General features: G+C 64.4%; 16 protein-coding genes and 1 pseudogene. All 17 read left to right on the forward strand.

The window, feature by feature from the left end; all coding sequences use genetic code 11:
* The first annotated feature begins 35 nt into the window (after positions 1 to 35).
* A complete protein-coding gene (locus tag HZF03_RS06725) occupies positions 36 to 1,097 on the forward strand; it encodes an acyl-CoA dehydrogenase family protein (protein WP_234832152.1) in 1,062 nt (353 codons plus the stop codon).
* Positions 1,094 to 1,864, forward strand: a complete 771-nt coding sequence (locus HZF03_RS06730) for an ABC transporter ATP-binding protein (protein ID WP_119017129.1) — start codon at positions 1,094 to 1,096, stop codon at positions 1,862 to 1,864. The genes HZF03_RS06725 and HZF03_RS06730 overlap by 4 nt, the downstream gene beginning before the upstream one ends.
* Before the next feature lie 12 nt (positions 1,865 to 1,876).
* Entirely contained in the window at positions 1,877 to 3,067 is a 1,191-nt protein-coding gene (locus tag HZF03_RS06735; RefSeq protein WP_119017128.1) for an ABC transporter substrate-binding protein, read from the forward strand.
* Positions 3,068 to 3,138: 71 nt separating this feature from the next.
* Positions 3,139 to 3,828: an ABC transporter permease gene (locus HZF03_RS06740; protein WP_234832151.1), complete on the forward strand. Its 690-nt coding sequence runs from the start codon at positions 3,139 to 3,141 to the stop codon at positions 3,826 to 3,828.
* A 104-nt stretch (positions 3,829 to 3,932) separates the two neighbouring features.
* On the forward strand, positions 3,933 to 4,841 hold the full coding sequence (locus HZF03_RS06745) for an ATP-binding protein (protein ID WP_119017127.1): 909 nt from the start codon (positions 3,933 to 3,935) through the stop codon (positions 4,839 to 4,841).
* A 3-nt stretch (positions 4,842 to 4,844) separates the two neighbouring features.
* Positions 4,845 to 6,800: an anaerobic carbon-monoxide dehydrogenase catalytic subunit gene (gene cooS / locus HZF03_RS06750; RefSeq protein WP_119017126.1), complete on the forward strand. Its 1,956-nt coding sequence runs from the start codon at positions 4,845 to 4,847 to the stop codon at positions 6,798 to 6,800.
* Positions 6,801 to 7,077: 277 nt separating this feature from the next.
* Positions 7,078 to 8,025, forward strand: coding sequence for an ATP-grasp domain-containing protein (locus HZF03_RS06755; protein WP_119017125.1), 948 nt, complete (start codon positions 7,078 to 7,080; stop codon positions 8,023 to 8,025).
* A 26-nt stretch (positions 8,026 to 8,051) separates the two neighbouring features.
* A complete protein-coding gene (locus tag HZF03_RS06760; RefSeq protein ID WP_119017124.1) occupies positions 8,052 to 8,612 on the forward strand; it encodes a carboxymuconolactone decarboxylase family protein in 561 nt (186 codons plus the stop codon).
* Positions 8,609 to 8,806: pseudogene (locus HZF03_RS24600) on the forward strand (ATP-binding cassette domain-containing protein); the annotation flags it as partial. The gene HZF03_RS06760 and the pseudogene HZF03_RS24600, both read left to right, overlap by 4 nt.
* A gap of 1 nt (position 8,807) precedes the next feature.
* A complete protein-coding gene (locus tag HZF03_RS24385) occupies positions 8,808 to 9,362 on the forward strand; it encodes an ATP-binding cassette domain-containing protein (RefSeq protein WP_119017122.1) in 555 nt (184 codons plus the stop codon).
* Positions 9,359 to 10,066 carry an ABC transporter ATP-binding protein gene (locus HZF03_RS06770; protein WP_119017121.1) on the forward strand — a complete coding sequence of 236 codons (708 nt, stop codon included), beginning with the start codon at positions 9,359 to 9,361 and terminating at the stop codon, positions 10,064 to 10,066. Before HZF03_RS24385 ends, HZF03_RS06770 begins: the two co-directional genes overlap by 4 nt.
* Positions 10,066 to 10,923 (forward strand): branched-chain amino acid ABC transporter permease, encoded by an 858-nt coding sequence (locus HZF03_RS06775; protein ID WP_119017120.1) that lies wholly within the window; start codon positions 10,066 to 10,068, stop codon positions 10,921 to 10,923. The genes HZF03_RS06770 and HZF03_RS06775 overlap by 1 nt, the downstream gene beginning before the upstream one ends.
* A gap of 2 nt (positions 10,924 to 10,925) precedes the next feature.
* Entirely contained in the window at positions 10,926 to 11,885 is a 960-nt protein-coding gene (locus tag HZF03_RS06780; protein WP_119017119.1) for a branched-chain amino acid ABC transporter permease, read from the forward strand.
* Entirely contained in the window at positions 11,882 to 13,105 is a 1,224-nt protein-coding gene (locus tag HZF03_RS06785) for an ABC transporter substrate-binding protein (RefSeq protein ID WP_119017118.1), read from the forward strand. The genes HZF03_RS06780 and HZF03_RS06785 overlap by 4 nt, the downstream gene beginning before the upstream one ends.
* A gap of 291 nt (positions 13,106 to 13,396) precedes the next feature.
* A complete protein-coding gene (locus HZF03_RS06790) occupies positions 13,397 to 15,055 on the forward strand; it encodes an ABC transporter substrate-binding protein (protein WP_119017117.1) in 1,659 nt (552 codons plus the stop codon).
* 71 nt (positions 15,056 to 15,126) lie between these two features.
* Positions 15,127 to 16,740 (forward strand): ABC transporter substrate-binding protein, encoded by a 1,614-nt coding sequence (locus tag HZF03_RS06795; protein ID WP_119017116.1) that lies wholly within the window; start codon positions 15,127 to 15,129, stop codon positions 16,738 to 16,740.
* Between the two features lie 24 nt (positions 16,741 to 16,764).
* A complete protein-coding gene (locus HZF03_RS06800; protein ID WP_207804860.1) occupies positions 16,765 to 17,733 on the forward strand; it encodes an ABC transporter permease in 969 nt (322 codons plus the stop codon).
* Positions 17,734 to 17,793 lie beyond the last annotated feature (60 nt).

Below are 17,793 nucleotides of genomic sequence, written 5' to 3' on the forward strand. Positions count from 1 at the left end.
CGAGCCACGAGATGTCCGGCGTTCCGACTGGGTTGATGGACTGGCTGACGTCCCATGCCGATGCGCTCGACACCAGTGCGGTGCGGGCCGCAGAGGTCCTGCCGCGGCTGGGCGAAGCGGGCCTGTTCCGTCTCGGCGTCGCCGCCGCGTCGGGCGGTGTCGGCGGCGACGTGACAGACGCCGTCTCGGCGATCGCCGCCGTCTCCGAGCTGTCGCTGGCAGCGGGTTTCGTGTTCTGGGGGCAGCGCACATTCATCGAGTATCTGCTGCAGAGCCCTAACGCCGCTCTGCGCGAACACAAGCTTCCCGATCTGCTCGCGGGCCGCCGGGCCGGCGCGACCGGGCTCTCCAACGCAATGAAGTTTCTGTCGGGATTTGAACCCCTGCAGATCAAATCCCGCAACCAGGGTCGCGACAAGCGCATCGACGGAAAGCTGCCCTGGGTCACCAATCTGCAGCCGGGTGGTTTCGACGTTGCAGCGGCGATTGAGGACGAACGCGGCGTTGCTTTCGTCGCGAGCCTGTCGTCCGACGACCGCGGACTGCGGCGATCACCCGATCTGGAGTTGATGGCGCTGCGCGGAACCAGCACGGCGGCGATCATCCTCGACGATGTGGTGATCTCTCCCGATCGGATCATTCACCCCGACGCGTGGGCCTGGCTGCCGACGGTGAGGCCGGCGTTTCTCGGCCTGCAATGTGGCATGTCGATTGGGTTGGCGCGGCGATCGATCACCGAGGCGTCGCGCGGTCTGGAGGCGGGCCGCGACATCCTCGCCGAGCCGCTCAAGCTCCTTGCAAAGGATCTGGCAAGAAACAAGGCGCAGCTGTTCGAGGGCTTGCTGGACGGGCGCTTCGAAGCAAGACCGGCGGCGTTGTTCCGTCTGCGGATCCGGCTTGCGGAGATCGCGCTCGAGGCGGTGCAGCTCGAACTGTCCGCGGCCGGCGGCAAGGCCTATCTGTCGCAGCCCGGACGCGAATTTCAACGGCGCTGGCGCGAGGCCGCTTTCATTCCGGTAATCACGCCGAGCCTCGTACAATTGAATACTGCGCTGCGCGCACACGAACAGCCGTCTGCGATCGGTGAACCCGCATGAGCGTATCGCCGGTCCTGGAGGCCAACGCCATTGCGCTGAACTACGCCGGCAATGGACCCGCGGTGCTGGAGGGCTTCGATTTCGCGCTGCAGGCGGGTGAGGTGGTCAGCATCCTCGGAGCCAGCGGGGTGGGCAAGTCCAGCCTGTTGCGAGTCATGGCCGGATTGCAGCGGCCGACCGATGGCGCCGTGCTGGTCAATGGCATCGCCGTCGAAGGTGCCCATCCGCGCGTCGCGATCGCCTTCCAGGACCCCAGTTTGCTGCCGTGGCTGACACTCGAGCGCAACGTCGCGTTTGGGCTCGATTTCAAGCACCAGCCGGAGCTTTCTGGTGATGAATTGCGTCGTCGCGTCGATACCGCGATTCAGGATGTCGGCCTGGTACATGCGCGGCGGCACTATCCGGCGCAACTATCCGGCGGAATGGCACAGCGCACGGCGCTGGCGCGCTGCTTGGCGCGGAGGCCGGAGATCCTGCTGCTCGACGAGCCGTTCGGCGCGCTCGACGAGGTGACGCGGGGCGAGATGCAGCATCTGCTCCTGGCGGTGGTGCGCACCTATCGCACCGCTGCCGTCCTGATCACCCACGACATCGACGAAGCGCTGCTGCTGTCCGATCGCGTGCTGCTGCTTGGCGGCGCGCCGGCGTCGGAGATCGGCGCCTGGCGGATCGACCTGCCGAAGCCGCGCGAAGATTACGTCGCCGAACTGGGCCAGATCCGAATCGAGATCTTGCGCACCCTGCGTGACACCGCAAAACGACACTGAGGGGACCGAACGATGGCCTTCGAAGACCAATTCTCCCGCCGCGACCTGATGAAGCTGTCGGCGCTGCTCACTGCTTCCGGCGCGCTGCCGCTGTTGCGGAGCTACGAGGCGCGCGCCCAGGAGGCCGACGCACCGGTGCGGATCGGCTATCTGCCCATCACCGACGCTACGCCGCTGCTGGTGGCGCATGGCAAGGGCTTCTTCGAAGCCGAAGGCCTCAAGGTGGAGAAGCCGGTGCTGTTGCGGAGCTGGGCACAGTTGCTGGAAGCGTTCATCTCCGGCCAGGTCAATGTCGTTCATCTGCTGTCGCCGATCACCGTATGGGCGCGGTTTGGCAGCAAGGCGCCAGCCAAGGTCGTCGCGTGGAATCATACCGGCGGTTCGGGCCTGACGGTGGCGCCGCAGATCGGCAGCGTGAAGGATCTCGGCGGCAAGACGATCGCGATTCCGTTCTGGTACTCGATCCACAACGTCGTGTTGCAGGCGCTGCTGCGCGAAAACGGCTTGACGCCGGTGACCAAGCGGACCGGCGAGCCTGCGGCGAGCGAAGTCAATCTGGTCGTGATGGCGCCGTCCGACATGGTGCCGGCGCTCGCATCCGGTCAGATCGCCGGCTTCATCGTCGCTGAGCCTTTCAACGCCACCGCGGAGACGCTCGGCGTCGGCAAGATCCTGCGCTTCACCGGCGACGTCTGGAAGGATCACGCCTGCTGCGTGGTGTTCATGCACGAGCGCGATCTGCAGCAGCGGCCGGAATGGACGCAGAAGGTGGTCAACGCGCAGGTCAAGGCCCAGCTCTGGATCCGCGGCAATCGGGCAGAGACCGCGGCACTGCTGTCGAAGGACGGCGTCAACAAGTACACGCCGCACGCCACCGCCGTGCTGGAGAAGGTACTGGCTGCGCCGGATGCGGACGTCGACGCGTATGTGAAGTCGGGTGCGATCCGTAATGCCGACTGGCGCGAGCGCCGCATCGATTTCCAGCCCTATCCGTTTCCCAGCTACACGGAAGAACTGGTGCGCCGTCTGAAGGACACGTTGATCGAGGGCGACCGCAGCTTCCTCGCCGCGCTCGACCCGGCGGCCGCCGCGAAGGAGTTGGTCGACGATCGCTTCGTCAAGGCGGCGGTGACGGCGGCGGGCGGGCTCGCCGCGTTCGGACTGCCGGATTCGTTCACGCGAACGGAAGTCGTGGTGGCGTGACGGCGAGCTGGACAAGCGCGGAAGCTAGCGCTGGCGTAGAGCGAGTCGGTCACTCTGGCGCCGTCGCCGCAGTGCGAAGCGCGACTGGGCGGCCCGCGCGTTGGCGTGGTCTGGCGACCAGCAGTCTGCTCGGCGCCGCCGGGCTGATCGTGTTGATTGTGCTGTGGTGGGTCGGAACCGACCTGATCGCGACGCCCGGCAGCTTCCTGCGGCATTTTTCGCCGACCAGCGCATTCGCCAGCCTTGCGCAACTCGTCACGCAATCCGATCTGCCGATTCATCTGCTGGTCAGCCTGCGCCGCATTCTGATCGGCCTCGGCATTGCGCTGCTGATCGGAGTGCCGGTCGGGCTCGCTGTGGGTAGCTCGCGTCTATTGAACGCGGCGACGTCGCCGGCCTTCCAGTTCCTGCGGATGATCTCTCCGCTGTCGTGGATGCCGATCGCTGTGATGGTGTTCGGCGTCGGCGACAGGCCGATCTATTTCCTACTGGCATTCTCCGTGGTGTGGCCGATCCTGCTCTCGACCGCCGATGGGGTCCGACGGCTGGAGCCGAGCTGGCTGCGGCTTGCCGCTAGCCTATCGGCGACGCGGTGGGAGACTTTGCGGCACGTCATCGTCCCCGGCGTGCTCGGTCATGTGCTGATCGGCCTGCGTCTCGCCATCGGCATCGTCTGGATTGTACTGGTGCCATGCGAAATGCTCGGCGTTTCGGCGGGGCTCGGTTACTTCATCCTGGATACGCGCGACCGGCTCGCCTAATCCGAACTGATGGCGATGGTGCTGCTGATCGGGCTACTCGGCTTTCTGCTCGATGCCGGCGCTCGCGCGCTGTATCGGCTCGCAGCGCGTAGCAGCTAGGGGCGATGACCATGTCCGACCATCCGTCGCTGAAGATCGCGATCGCCGGAAAAGGCGGCGTCGGCAAGACGACCGTCGCGGCGGCGCTGGCGCGCGCATTCACTCAGCGTGATCTGAAGGTGCTGGCAATCGACGCCGATCCCGACGCTAATCTGGCGAGCGGCTTGCCGCTCGACCGCACCGACCTTGCGCCTGCGCCCTTGGCGGCGCGCCGCGATTTGCTACGCGCTACGGCCAGCCAGCAAGGTGCATTGCCGGCTGGCCTGTTCCTGCTCAATCCGGTGATCGACGATGTGCCGATCCCGACCGTGTCCTGGGGCGGACGGCATCGCCTGGTGGTGCTGGGCTGGACAGGGCATGGCGGGCAGGGCTGCTATTGCGACGAGACCGCTGTTTTGAAACGGGTGCTGCAACGTATCGTCGCCGAGGCCGGCGAAGTGATCATCATCGATGGTGAACCAGGCCTCGAACATCTCAGTCGCGGCACGCTGGGGAGCGTTGACGTGTTGATCGCGGTGCTTGAACCCGGACGTCGCAGCGTGCAGACGGCGCTGACGATCCGCAGCCTGGCGGAGGATCTCGGCATTCCGCATTGCCTGCCGTTGCTGAGCGGCAGTCACGATGAGGTGGACGCGCGGCAGATCGAGCAGCAGTTGGGCGACTGGCCGTTGCTCGGCAGGCTGCCGTTCGACGCCGCCATTGCTCGGGCCGATCTCGACGGCGGATTGCCGCAGTTCGGCGCGGCCTATCAGGATGAGATCGACCGGGTCGTCGCGCAGCTAGTTGCGCTCGATCACCAACCACACGGCGCGCCGCGGTTCGCCCCGCGACCACACACCCATATCGGCGCTGACGGCCGGCCCTATACGCACAGCCATGGTGGAGCATCCGCCCACGACCACGAGCACTCCTGAACCATGGCAAAGCCCATCGAGCCATCTACTGGCAAGTCCGCTGCCAAATCGGTCAAGCAGTACAAGCGCGGATTTCCCGACAAGGCCGACGTGCTCGCACGCACGCCGGATCCTGGCGTGCGGGAGATGCTGGAGCACCTGGAGAGCTGCGGCGTCGACACCTGCTTCGACCGCTTCGATCGGCAGCAGCCTGGGTGCGATTTCGGATTGGAAGGGACCTGCTGCCGCATCTGCAACATGGGGCCCTGCCGCATCACGCCGAAGTCGTCGCAGGGCGTCTGCGGTGCTGATCAGGATCTGATGGTGGCGCGCAATCTGCTGCGTTCGCTCGCCGGCGGTGTCGCCGGCCACGGCACGCGCAGCCGTGAAGTGATCCTGGCCTTGAAGGCAGCCGCGCGCGGCGAGCTGCCGCAATCGCTGAAAGGGGAAGCGAAGATCCGTGCGGTCGCCAAGTCGTTCGGGCTCGATCCGGGCTCCAGCCTGAATGCGCTGGCCGAGCAGATCGCCGACATTCTGCTCGCCGACATGGCGCGCACCGAGCCGGGCATTCATCGCACGATGGCGTCGCTGGCGCCTGCCGAGCGCCTCGCGACCTGGGATGCGCTCGATATCATGCCGATCGGCTCCTATCACGAAGTGTTCGAGGCGCTCAGTCGCACTGGCGTCGGCACCGACGGCGATTGGCGCAACGTGATGCAGCAGTTTCTGCGCTGCGGCTTGGCGTTCTCCTGGAACAGCGTCACCGGTGGCGCGATCGCACAGGATTGCCTCTATGGCCCGCCGCGCCGCAGCCGGATCAAGACCGATTTCGCCGCGATCGAAACCGGTACCGTCAACATCGCGATCCACGGCCACTCGCCGGTGCTGGCTTCAGTTTTGGTGCGGCTCGCGGACGATCCCGCAATTGAAGCCAAGGCCAGAGATGCCGGCGCCGGCGGCCTCCGCTTCTACGGCATCTGCTGCACCGGCCTTTCGGTGCTGTATCGCGAGGGCGGCGTGGCGCCGCTCAGCAACGCGATGGGCGCCGAACTGGTGCTCGGCACTGGCGCCATCGATGCCTGGGTCGCCGATGTGCAGGACATCTACCCGTCGATCATGCAGGTCGCCGCCTGCTTCCACACCACGGTGATCACCACCAGCGACTCCGCGCGATTGCCCGGTGCGCTGCATATCGGCTTCGATCATGCGCACAGCAACTTCGCCGAGGTCGAGACGATGGCACACCGCATCCTCGATGTCGCGATCGCGACCTTCCGTCGGCGGAGTGCAGAAAAAGTGCATCTGCCCAAGCAGGGCTTCGATGCGGAAGTCGGTTTTTCGGCCGAGAACGTAATCGAATCGTTCGGCGGCGCGGCAGGATTGCTGGCGCATTTGCGCGAAGGCCGTATCCGCGGCGTGGTCAATCTAGTCGGCTGCAACAATCCGAAGGTGGTGTACGAGGAGGCCACAGTCATCGTCGCCCGGCATCTGCTCGCAAACGATGTCCTCGTGCTCACGAACGGCTGCGCGTCGTTTCCGTTGCTCAAGCTGGGGTTCTGCCGCCCCGAAGCGCTGGAGTGGAGCGGCGCAGCATCACGCGCGGCGCTCTCCGCGGCCGCGCTGCCTCCCGTGCTTCACATGGGCGAATGTCTCGACAACGCACGCGCCGTCGGCATCTTCCGCGCGCTGGCCGACGCCGCAGGGCTGCCGCTGAAGACCATGCCGTTCGCCTTCGTCAGTCCAGAGTGGTCCAACGAAAAGGGCATCGGCGCCGCGCTGGCGTTCCGGCTGCTTGGCATCGACTCCTATCACTGCGTGTATGGCGCAACGCTCGGTTCGGAGAAGGTGCAGCACTTCCTTGAGCATGACACTCGCGACCTGCTCGGCGCTGCCGCGATCGTCGACACCGACCCGGAGCAACTTGCGCGGCGCATCGTGCAGGACCTCGACCGTCGTCGCTCTACTTTGGCGGACGACTAAACTGCGATAATCCAGCGTTCGCGAGAACAATCATAGATTGAGCAAGCTGACCATGTTTCGTGGGATGACGTTGACAGCGCGATTGTTACTTTTGCTGTCGGGGTCGATAGAAAATCCAGCTCGAAAACGGCGGCACAACGAAATCCTGCTTCGTTGACTTCGATCAGACGTCGATTAGCTTGCCGCCGTCGCGACGCAATCGCGAGCAGCGATCGCGATCCTCCAGAACGAGCCGCGGCTTGCTTTACTTTCGTCCGCAGACGTGTCCGGAGTCCCGATGTCCAAGCTATACGTCGTCCACGAGAACCCGGCTTGGATCGGTGCCTTCGCCGACGCATTCGAGGCGCGCGGGTTGACGTGGCAGCAATGGCTGATCGAGGACGGGGCGTTGGATCTGTCGGCGATCCCGCCCGAAGGCGTGTTCTATAGCCGAATGAGCGCCTCGGCGCACACACGAGATCATCGTTATGCTCCCGAGTTGACGCTGGCTCTGCTGCTATGGCTAGAGCGCCACGGGCGGCGCGTCGTCAACGGCAGCACAGCGCTCGACCTGGAGATCAGCAAGGCGCGGCAGTATTCACGGCTGGAGAGCGCAGGCATCCGCGTTCCGCGTACCATTGTTGTCGCCAATAAGCACGAGATCGTGCGTGCTGCGGACGAGGCATTCGGCGACGCGCCGGTGATCCTGAAGCCGAACCGCGGTGGCAAGGGGCTTGGCGTCCGACTATTTCATACAGGCGCTGCGCTGGCCGATCATCTCGACAGCGCGGACTACGAGGAACCGGTCGACGGCATCCATCTGTTGCAGGAGTACATCGTCGCAGAAGAGCGGTTCATCACTCGGGCCGAGTTCGTCGGTGGCCGCTTTCTCTATGCGGTGCGGGTCGATACCAGCGACGGCTTCGAGCTGTGCCCTGCGGAGGCGTGCCAGGTCGGCGATGCGTTTTGTCCTGCAGGCAGTAATTCGCGCCCGAAATTCGAGATCGTTAGCGACATCGATCATGGCCTGAAGGCGAGCTATGAACGCTTCCTATCGGACAACGGAATCGAAATTGCCGGCATCGAGTTCATGGCCGGAGACGACGGCCGCGTCCTGACTTACGACATCAATACTAACACCAACTACAACCCTGCTGCCGAAGCCAGGGCTGGTCGCTCAGGTGCGCTAGCAGTCGCCGATTATCTCGGCAGCCTGCTTCGCACCCCCCACCCCCACGCCGCTTAACCCACGTAAAAGAAGGCAAACGCCCAATGGCCCGCGTCCGCTCGATCCCGTCCTCCGAACTGCCTGCCGATCTCGCCGACATCTACGAGCGGTTTGCGACCGGGTACGGTCCGTTCCGCAATCAGGTCGCGGTGTTCGCCCATGTTCCGGCGGCCCTGCGCCATTTGATGTCGTTGCTGATGGAGTTGCGCGAAGCGAAGACCTTGTCCAAGCGTCACTTGGAGATCGCCATTGTGGTGGTCTCCAAGCTCAACGAGTGCCATTACTGCGTCGCCCATCACAAGCCGTTCCTGGTCGTCGAAGGACTGTCGCCGGCCGGCGTCGAGACTATCCTCGACTACGAGAACCATCCCGAACTCGACGCCAAGGATAAACTGGTGGTGCGCTGGGCCAAGGCCGCCTGGCTCGAGCCGAACCGGATTCGTGACGCGCTGTACGACGAGCTGCGCGCTAATTTCAGCGAAGCCGAGATCGTGGAGTTGACGCTGCGGATTACGCTGTGCGGGTTCTTCAACCGCTTCAACGATGCGCTTCAGGTCGAAGAGGAGCCCGAGGCTTTGGAGCGGGTCGAAGCGGTCGAGGCATGAACGGACTTGGGTCCCGCATTGCTGCCACAGGCCTGACCAAGAGGTTCGGCGGTCTGGTCGCCGTTGACGGCGTGTCGCTGCGGGTCGAGCCCGGCGAGATCGTGGGGCTGATCGGTCCGAATGGCGCGGGAAAGACCACGCTGTTCGACCTGCTGTCGGGCGTGTTGAAGCCCGACGCTGGACGTCTGGCGGTCGATGGCATCGACGTCAGTGGCGCTCCGCCGCATCGGCTGGCGCAGCTCGGGTTGGTGCGAACCTTTCAGCCTCTCGCGGGAGCTCGATCGTCTGACCGTGCTGGAGAACGTGGCGGGCGAGACGCTCAACGGGGCGCTGTTCCTCCCATGGAGGACGCGCAGTGTCGAGCGCAGCGTGGTCGCACGGGCACGTGATCTCCTGGCGCTGGTGTCACTGTCCGCCCATGAAGCAAAGCCCGCAGCGTCGCTGTCGGGTGGCCAGAAGAAGCTGCTCGAACTGGCGCGCTGTCTGATGGCCGGCGCGCGCACCATCTTGCTCGACGAGGTCGCCGCCGGAGTTGCGCCGCCCGTCGTCGAGGACATCGCCAAACTGGTGCTGGCGCTGAACCAGCAAGGAACGACCTTCGTGGTGATCGAGCACAATATAGGCGTGATCCGCCAGCTCGCTTCGCGCGTGATCGTGCTCGCTGGCGGACGGGTGCTGGCCGAGGGATCGTTCGCCGAGGTCTCGTCGAACCTGGACGTCGTCGCATCGTATCTTGGACAGGCGGCATGACATTGTTGTCACTCAAGGCGGTGCGGGCCGGTTACGGCTTCGGCGACATTGTCCACGGCGTCGACCTCGACGTCGCAGTTGGCGAAGTTGTCGCGTTGATCGGTCCGAACGGCGCCGGCAAATCGACGCTGCTCAGGGCGATCGCCGGCCTCGCGGTGGTCAGCGGCGGCCGCGTTCGCTTCGACGGGATCGATCTGACGTCCCGTGATCCGCAGACACGGGCGCGCGCCGGGATGGCGCTTCTGCCGCAGGAGCGCAACGTCTTTCGAACGCTCACCGTGTCCGACAATCTCGATGCTAGTGCGTGGGGGGTGTCCGATCGGAGCGATCGTCGCGGCGAGGTGCTGCAATTGCTGCCGCCGGTTGGCGACCTGCTGAGCAAGCGGGCAGGGCGGCTGTCGGGCGGACAGCGCCAGATCGTCGCTCTGGCGATGGCGCTAATGGCGCGGCCCCGGCTGTTGCTGGTCGACGAGCCCACCGCAGGTCTGGCGCCGCGTCTGGTCGGCGAGATGCTCGACCTGCTGCGCGGGCTCGCCGCGCGCGGTTACGGCGTGCTGATAGTCGAACAGAACGCCCGTGCGGCGCTGCTGCGCGCCGATCGGGCGCTGGTGCTGGTCGATGGCCGGGTGGTACGCAGCGGGCCGGCCGCCGATCTCGGCCGCGAGCCGGATTTCGGCGCCCTGTTCTTCGGCGAGGCGGCGTGATGCAGATCATCGTCAACGCGCTGGCAAGTGCAGCGATCCTCGCGCCGGCGGCCGTTGCCTTCACACTGATCTTCACGCTGTTCGGCTACGCCAACTTCGCCGCCGGCGCGTTCGTCACCATCGGCGCGTTTGCAGCCTGGACCGCGAACGTCGTGATGGGTCTTCCGCTAGTCGTCGCCGGCATGGTTGCGGTCCTTGTCACCGCGGCCGCGATGGTCGCCTGCGACGCGCTGGTGTTCCGCCCGTTGCGCGGACGCAGCGGCGCGACCTTGTTGCTGGTCTCTGTGGCGTTGTCGTTCGTACTGGAGAACATCATCCGGTTCGGCTTCGGCTCGCAGATCAAAGGCTTCGACCTGCCACTCACGGGCCCGCTGTCGATCGGCAGTGTGCGCATCACGCGCGAAGCTCTTGCGGTCGTGGTGACAGCCGCAGTGGCGATCGCGGCGGTGGGAGCAGTGCTTGCGTTCTCGCCGATCGGTCGTGCGCTACGAGCAGTCTCGGACAATCCGGCGCTGGCTCGGGTCCGCGGTTTGCCGGTCGAGCGTGTGCTCGGCTTCGGCACGCTGGTCGCCGGAGCCCTGTTCGGATTGAGCGGCACCCTGGTCGGCGTCGACCTCGCGATTGATCCCGCATTGACCTGGACCGTGACGGTGCCGGTGATCGCCGCCGCCATCGTCGGCGGACTCGGCTCTCCGGCCGGCGCCACCCTCGGTGCCTTGGTCATTGGCTTCGCCGAGGAGTTGACGGTGTTGGTGCTGTCACCGCCGTACAAGGCGGCGGTGGGCTTCGTGGCAATCGCCGCGGTGTTGCTGCTGCGGCCGCAGGGTCTGCTCGGCGTCGTCGTCAATCGGAAATAGCCATGGACGCTTACCTCGTCTCGATCCTGACCGTCACGGGCATCTATGCGGTGCTGACGCTCGCCTTGAATCTGCAATACGGCTTCACCGGTCTGATCAATTTCGGCGTCGTCGGTTTCTACGGACTCGGCGCCTATGCGAGTGGGATCGGCACAGAGACGTTCGGCTTGCCGTTTACGGCCGGTCTTGCCGTCGCCGTTGCGATCGGCGCACTAGCCGGGGCGGTCGTCGCGTTGCTGTCGTTGCGGCTGTCCGGCGATTTCCTTGCCATCGTGACGCTCGGCTTCGCCGAGACGGTGCGCCTCGTGCTCACCAACGAGGACTGGCTGACGCGCGGACCGCGCGGCTTCTCGATCTCCACCCGGCCGCTGCCCGAGGGGCTCGGCCGCGATGCCTCCACGCTGTCTTATCTCGGGCTGGTCCTGCTGTTGCTAGCGATCGTGTTCGTGTTGCTTGAGCGCCTGGCGCGCGCGCCTTACGGCCGCGTCCTGCGCGCCATCCGCGAGGACGATCTGGTTCCGGCGACGCTGGGCAAGAACGTCTTTGGGTATCGTCTGCAAGCCTTCGTCCTCGGCAGCGCGATCATGGCGGCGGCCGGGTCGCTCTACGCGCACTATGTGCAGACCATCACGCCGGACAATTTCACCACCCCCGTCGCCATCCTGGTGTGGATGTCGCTGATCGTCGGCGGCGCTGGCAACAACCGGGGCGTCGTGCTCGGCGCCGCGGTGGTGATCGCGATCTACGAAGGCAGCCGGTTCATCGCTCCGTTTCTGCCGTGGCTCGACGCCGAGCAGGTCTCGGCGCTGCGCTTCATCGTGATCGGCGTGGCGTTGATCCTCACCGTTCGGTTTCGTCCCGACGGCCTGCTGCCGGAGCTGCCGCATCACGCGGCCCCGGCGGAGGCGGCCGCGCCAGCCTCCCGATTTCAGCTCGACCAACATGAAGGAATAGGTCTATGACCCGCCTCTCTCGTCGTCTGTTTCTCGCCGGCTCGACCGTCGCGTTGGCGACGCCCGCGTTGCTTCGTCATGCGCGGGCCCAATCCGAACCGATACGGATCGGGAGTCTGCCGCCGCTGAGCGGCGGTGGCGGCCCATACGGTCCTGAAATCGCCGATGCGCACCGGCGGGTCGTCGAGGCGGTCAACAAGGCCGGCGGCGTACTCGGGCGCGAGGTCAAGCTGACTGTCGAGAATTCCGAGACCAATCCGGAGGCGGCCGTTCGCGCAGCGCGGAAGCTGATCGACGTCGACCGCGTCATTGCTATCCTCGGTACCTGGGAGTCGTCGTCGACGATCGGCATTCAGCCGCTGGCGCAGGAAGCAAACGTGCTGCAACTGTTCACTTCGTCGTCCGACTCGGTGCCGAACGGTGACAAGAAGGGGCTCGCCTTCAACTTCCAGCCGCTCAACAGCGCCTGGGGTGTCGCGCTCGCCAAGCTGGCGGCGAAGCGCGGTTTCACCGAAATCGCCTTCGCCGGCCCCAACAACGATTTTGCCAGTTCGATCATCGACACATTCCGGGACTCGTTGGTCAAGGAGGGCGGCAAGGTCGTGGGCGAGCCGTTCCTTTACAATCCGAACCAGCCGTCCTATCGCGCCGAAGCCGAGCGGCTGATCCGCGGCAATCCGCCGGCGGTTTTCGTCGCCGGCTACGTCAACGATTTCACCGCGGTCTACCGCGAACTGATCCGCGCCGGTTACAAGGGGCAGGTCTTCGCGATTTCCTTTGCGGTCGGTCCTCAGTTCAAGGAAGCGGTCGGAGCGGCCGCCAACGGCATCCTGCACGGCTTTCCGGTGCCGCCGATCGGCAAGGACACCTACGACACCTATTTGCGTTTCGTCGGAAAGGAGCCGAACGGTCAGGTGCAATTGCCCTATGGTTGTGCGGCCTACGATCAGATCAACGTGCTGTTGCTGGCGATCGAAAGCGCGAAGTCGACCGAGCCCGCCAAACTGCGCGAGCACATCTTCAAGATCACGACGGGGCCCGGCGAGCGGGCGACCACGTTCCTCGAGGGCGCCAAGTCGATCGCGGCGGGAACAGCGATCAAATACGACGGTGCCAGTTCGTCGGTGGATTTCAAGCCCAACGGAATGCTCAAGAGCCGCGACTTCGAGCTCTACGAAATCCGTGACGGCAAGGACGTCTCCGTGCTGCGGATCACCAACGAGACCTGATCGTATCGGTATCTCCGCGCTTTGCTCCCGCGGCGCTTAGCTTGTTCACGGCCGCCCTTTGTGGGGCGGCCGTTCTGCTTTGCCGACAAACTCAATATTCGCCGGCACGGCGCCTGATGCAAAGAATGAATGCGTCGCGTTGTTAACTACAGCGGTTAGATCGTGCTTTGCGCGTCGAACTATTTGAAATTGACCACGGCGGCTCTACGCCTCGATATAGTTGAAAGGTAATTTCGCGCAACAGTGGTAGTTCGTCGAACTACACGTCAATATCATTTCAACGAGGAACGGATGCCGGATCAGCGATTCTCCCAAGGCGCGACCGAATGGACTCGAAAGCTCGCTAACATTCGGTTGCGCAAGTGCACCGTCGCGCTGGCGATGGTCGCGGCTGTATTACTTGCCGCGCCCGTTCGTGCCGCCGAGGTGCCGCAGCCCGGTGGAACCCTGACTGCCATCATCCAGCCCGAGCCGGTGATCCTCACGGCTGCGCTCAACACCGCGGCCCCGACCGGTACGGTCAGCGGCAATATCTTCGACGGTCTGGTCGACTACGACACCAGCCTCAAGCCGATCCCGGCGCTCGCGGAGAGCTGGGAAACGTCGGCCGACGGGCTGTCGTTCACGCTGCATCTGCGCAAAGGTGTCCTCTGGCACGACGGCAAGCCCTTCACCTCCGCCGACGTCAAGTGGACGCTGGAGAATGTCTGGAAAACGATCCATCCACGCAACCAGGCGACTTTCGCCAAGGTCCGTGCCGTCGAGACGCCCGACGATGCCACGGTGATCTTGCGACTCAGCGAACCGTCGGTGGCGATCCTCAGTTCGATCAACAGTAACGGGGCGCAGGTGCTTCCTAAGCACCTTTATGAAGGTACCGACATTCTCAACAATCCCTATAACAACAAGCCCGTCGGCACCGGCCCCTTCGTGTTCAAGGAATGGAAGAAGGGCGAGTACATCCTGCTCGAGAAGAATCCAAACTATTGGGATAAGGGCAAGCCGTATCTCGACAAGGTCATCTACAAGGTGGTGCCGGATGCGGCTGCGCGGTCCGCCGGACTCGAGAAGGGCGAGATCCAGTACGCCACGCTGAGCCCGGTGCCGCTGAAGGATGCCGAACGGCTCGGCAAGCTGCCTGGCCTGAAGATCGAAACCGCGGGCTATGAATGGTTGTCGCCATGGCTGTTCCTCGATTTCAACGTCGAGCGCGGTCCGCTCAAGGACATCCGGGTGCGCCACGCGCTGGCGCGGGCGATCGACCGCAAGGCGGTCGCCAACGTGGTCTGGTACGGCTTCGCTAAGCCCGCGGGCAGCCCGATTCCTTCGACGCTGGCGGCGTTCCACGATGCCAGCGCGGCGACCGACACGTTCGACGTGAAGTCGTCCGATGCCCTGCTCGATGAGGCAGGCTTCAAGCGCGGCGCCGACGGCAACCGCTTCACGCTGTTCATCGACTACATCCCCTATGGCGACGACTACAAGCGAACGGCCGAATACATCAAGCAGGCGCTGAAGCGCGTCGGTGTCGACGTCACCATTCGGACACAGGATACGGCGGCCTATACCAAACGGGTCTACGGCGATCGCGATTTCGATCTGTCGATCACCTGGTTCGCGGCGTTCTCGGATCCGCAGATCGGCGTCACCCGTGCCTACTGGTCTGCGTCCGTCGGCAAGAACATCCCGTGGACCAACGGTTCGGGCTACAGGAGCAACGAGGTCGATCAGATCATCTCGAAAGTGCAGGGCGAGCCAGATCCGGTCAAGCGCGTCGCATTATTCAAGGACTTCCAGAAGATCGTGCTGACCGATCTGCCGACCTTGCCGCTGGTCGAACTCAAATTCTTCACGGTGCAGGCGGCAAATCTGAAGACGCTGAAAATCCGCGGCGATCAAGTCTACGGCAGCTTCCGCGACTTCTGGTTCGAGGTCCCGAAGCAGAATTGATCTCCGCTGCTCGGCGGCGGTGTGCCTCTGCCGAGCTACTCGACGATCTCCGCCAGCAAAGGACTTGCGACATGACTCCGATCGTAACCAAGCCGCGCGTCTGGATAGCGGCACTTGCCACCGTGGTTCTTGCCGTCGCGCCGTCGCTGGCCGCCGAGACGCCGAGATCGGGCGGCACGCTGACTGCGATCGTCCAGCCGGAGCCGGTGACGTTGACGCCGGCCGCCAACACGGCGCAGCCCACCCAAGTGATCGCGGCCAACATCTTCGATGGCCTGGTGTATTACGACCTCGATCTGAAGCCGCAGCCGTCGCTGGCGACGAGCTGGACGGTGGCGCCGGACGGACTGACCATAAGCTTCAAGCTGCGCAGCGGCGTGAGATGGCACGACGGCCGGTCGTTCTCGTCCGCCGATGTCAAGTGGAGCCTGGAGAACGTCTGGAAGACCATTCATCCGCGCAACAAGGCGATCTTCGAGAACGTCTCCAGCGTGGATACGCCCGACGATCACACCGTGATCCTGCATCTTGCGAAGCCGTCGCTGCCGATCCTGAGCGTGATCAACGGCGTCGGCGCGCCGATCCTGCCGAAGCATCTCTACGAAGGCACGGACATTCTCAATAATCCATACAACAACAAGCCCGTCGGCACCGGCGCGTTTGTGTTCAAGGAATGGAAGAAGGGCGAGTACATCGTCCTGGAACGCAATCCGACCTATTGGGAGCCGAACAGACCCTATCTCGACAAGGTCGTGTTCAAGATCATCCCGGATGCCGCGGCACGCGCCGCCGCGATCGAGAAGGGTGAGGTCCAGTACGCCGCCTTCAATCCGGTGCCGTTCCGCGACGTCGAGCGGCTGTCGAAACTGCCGGGCCTCAAGGTCGATACCCGTGGCTATGACTGGCTGTCGCCGTTGCTCTATCTCGACCTCAATGTCGAGAACTCATATCTCAAGGACCTACGGGTCCGACAGGCGATCGCCCATGCGCTCGACAAGGACGCAATCGCCAAAGTGGTTTGGTACGGCTTCGGCAAGCCGGCGATCAGCCCGGTGCCGTCGACGCTCACCACGTTCCACGATGCCAGAGTGCCAACCTATCCGTTCGATCCGAAGAAGGCCGAAGCGCTGCTCGACGAGGCCGGCTTCAAGCGCGGCGCTGACGGCGTGCGCTTCACACTCAACCACGACTTCCTGCCCTACGGCGACGACTACAAGCGCACCGGAGAGTATCTCAAGCAGGCGCTGAAGCGGGTCGGCATCGACATCAACATCCGTAGCCAGGATTCTGCTGCATTCATCAAGCGGGTCTATGCCGATCGCGATTTCGACATTTCCAGCTCCTGGAACGGTGCCTTTCCGGATCCGCAGATCGGCGTGGTTCGAGCCTACTGGTCGGGCTGGCTCGGCACCAAGACACCCTGGACCAACGGCTCCGGCTATCGCAACGCCGAGGTCGACGGCCTGATCCAGGCCGCGGCGATCGAGGGCGATCCGGCCAAGCGCGTCGACGATTTCAAACGCTTCCAGCAGATCGTGCTACGTGACCTCCCGACGTTGCCGCTGCTGGAGCTGCGATTCTTCACCATCCATGCGTCTGGTCTCAAAGACGTGGTGCTGCAGGCGGATCAATCCTACGGTTCGCTGAAGAACGCCTGGTTCGAAACGCCGCCTGCGCAGAACTGACGGGCCTCACACGTGACGATGACCGTGCTGAGCTTCCTGGCACGCAGGGGCGTGCAACTGGCGCTGGTGGTGCTCGGCATCGCCGTGATCAACTTCTTCCTGCTGCACCTCGCCCCGGGCGACGCGGCGCAGGTGCTGGCCGGGGAAGCGGGTTCGGCCACACCGGAGTATCTCGCCGCGCTGCGCAAGCAGTTCGGACTTGACCAGTCGCTACCGGTGCAGTTCGGGGTCTATCTCGGCAACCTGCTGACGTTCAATCTCGGCTATTCGTTCCGCCAGGGGATGCCGGTCGCGGAGCTGATCATGCAGCGGCTGCCGGCGACGCTGCTGCTGATGGGAACGGCGATCGGCTTCGCACTGGTGGTCGGATCGGCGCTCGGCGTCGCCGCGGCACGCAACGCCGGGCGCGTCGCCGATACTGCGATCTCCGCCGTTGCGCTGCTGTTCTATGCGACGCCAGTGTTCTGGACCGGGATCATGCTGATCGTGGTGTTCTCGGTCTGGCTCGACTGGCTGCCGGTCGGCGGCATGGTCAGCATCGAGAAAGGCTACACCGGCGTCGCCTATCTGCAAGACGTCCTGCTGCATCTGATCCTGCCGGCGGCAACGCTCGGACTGTTCTTTCTCGCCGTGTATGCGCGATTGATGCGCGCGGCGATGATCGACGTGCAGGGACAGGACTTCGTCCGCACCGCGGTCGCCAAGGGCGTCCGGCCGGGCCGCATCGCGCGGCGGCACGTGCTGCGCAATGCGTTGCTGCCGGTGGTCACGATGTTGGGGGTGCAGGTGGGCTCGGTGCTCGGCGGCGCCATCCTGGTCGAGACCGTGTTCTCCTGGCCGGGGCTCGGTCGGCTGGCGTTCGAGGCGCTGTTCCAGCGCGATCTCAATCTGCTGCTCGGCATTCTGCTGTGTAGTTCGGTGGTGGTGGTGATCGCCAATATCCTGATCGATCTCTTGTACACCGTGCTCGATCCGCGCATCGAACTGATCTGATCATGACCCTCATTGATTTCGCCGTCGGTAATTCCCGTTTTCGTCCCGGCCGGAGCAGCC

It is taken from the genome of Rhodopseudomonas palustris (assembly GCF_013415845.1).
Lineage (GTDB): Bacteria > Pseudomonadota > Alphaproteobacteria > Rhizobiales > Xanthobacteraceae > Rhodopseudomonas > Rhodopseudomonas palustris_F.

Bases quoted from the DNA above. Each gene is read 5' to 3' on its own strand.
- HZF03_RS06760 (WP_119017124.1), top strand. From the start codon at position 8,052: ATGGCCCGCGTCCGCTCGATCCCGTCCTCCGAACTGCCTGCCGATCTC.
- HZF03_RS06785 (WP_119017118.1), top strand. From the start codon at position 11,882: ATGACCCGCCTCTCTCGTCGTCTGTTTCTCGCCGGCTCGACCGTCGCG.
- HZF03_RS06795 (WP_119017116.1), top strand. From the start codon at position 15,127: ATGACTCCGATCGTAACCAAGCCGCGCGTCTGGATAGCGGCACTTGCC.
- HZF03_RS06725 (WP_234832152.1), top strand. From the start codon at position 36: ATGGACTGGCTGACGTCCCATGCCGATGCGCTCGACACCAGTGCGGTG.
- HZF03_RS24385 (WP_119017122.1), top strand. From the start codon at position 8,808: ATGGCATCGACGTCAGTGGCGCTCCGCCGCATCGGCTGGCGCAGCTCG.
- HZF03_RS06745 (WP_119017127.1), top strand. From the start codon at position 3,933: ATGACCATGTCCGACCATCCGTCGCTGAAGATCGCGATCGCCGGAAAA.
- HZF03_RS06735 (WP_119017128.1), top strand. From the start codon at position 1,877: ATGGCCTTCGAAGACCAATTCTCCCGCCGCGACCTGATGAAGCTGTCG.
- HZF03_RS06775 (WP_119017120.1), top strand. From the start codon at position 10,066: ATGCAGATCATCGTCAACGCGCTGGCAAGTGCAGCGATCCTCGCGCCG.
- HZF03_RS06790 (WP_119017117.1), top strand. From the start codon at position 13,397: ATGCCGGATCAGCGATTCTCCCAAGGCGCGACCGAATGGACTCGAAAG.
- cooS (WP_119017126.1), top strand. From the start codon at position 4,845: ATGGCAAAGCCCATCGAGCCATCTACTGGCAAGTCCGCTGCCAAATCG.
- HZF03_RS06755 (WP_119017125.1), top strand. From the start codon at position 7,078: ATGTCCAAGCTATACGTCGTCCACGAGAACCCGGCTTGGATCGGTGCC.
- HZF03_RS06730 (WP_119017129.1), top strand. From the start codon at position 1,094: ATGAGCGTATCGCCGGTCCTGGAGGCCAACGCCATTGCGCTGAACTAC.
- HZF03_RS06770 (WP_119017121.1), top strand. From the start codon at position 9,359: ATGACATTGTTGTCACTCAAGGCGGTGCGGGCCGGTTACGGCTTCGGC.
- HZF03_RS06780 (WP_119017119.1), top strand. From the start codon at position 10,926: ATGGACGCTTACCTCGTCTCGATCCTGACCGTCACGGGCATCTATGCG.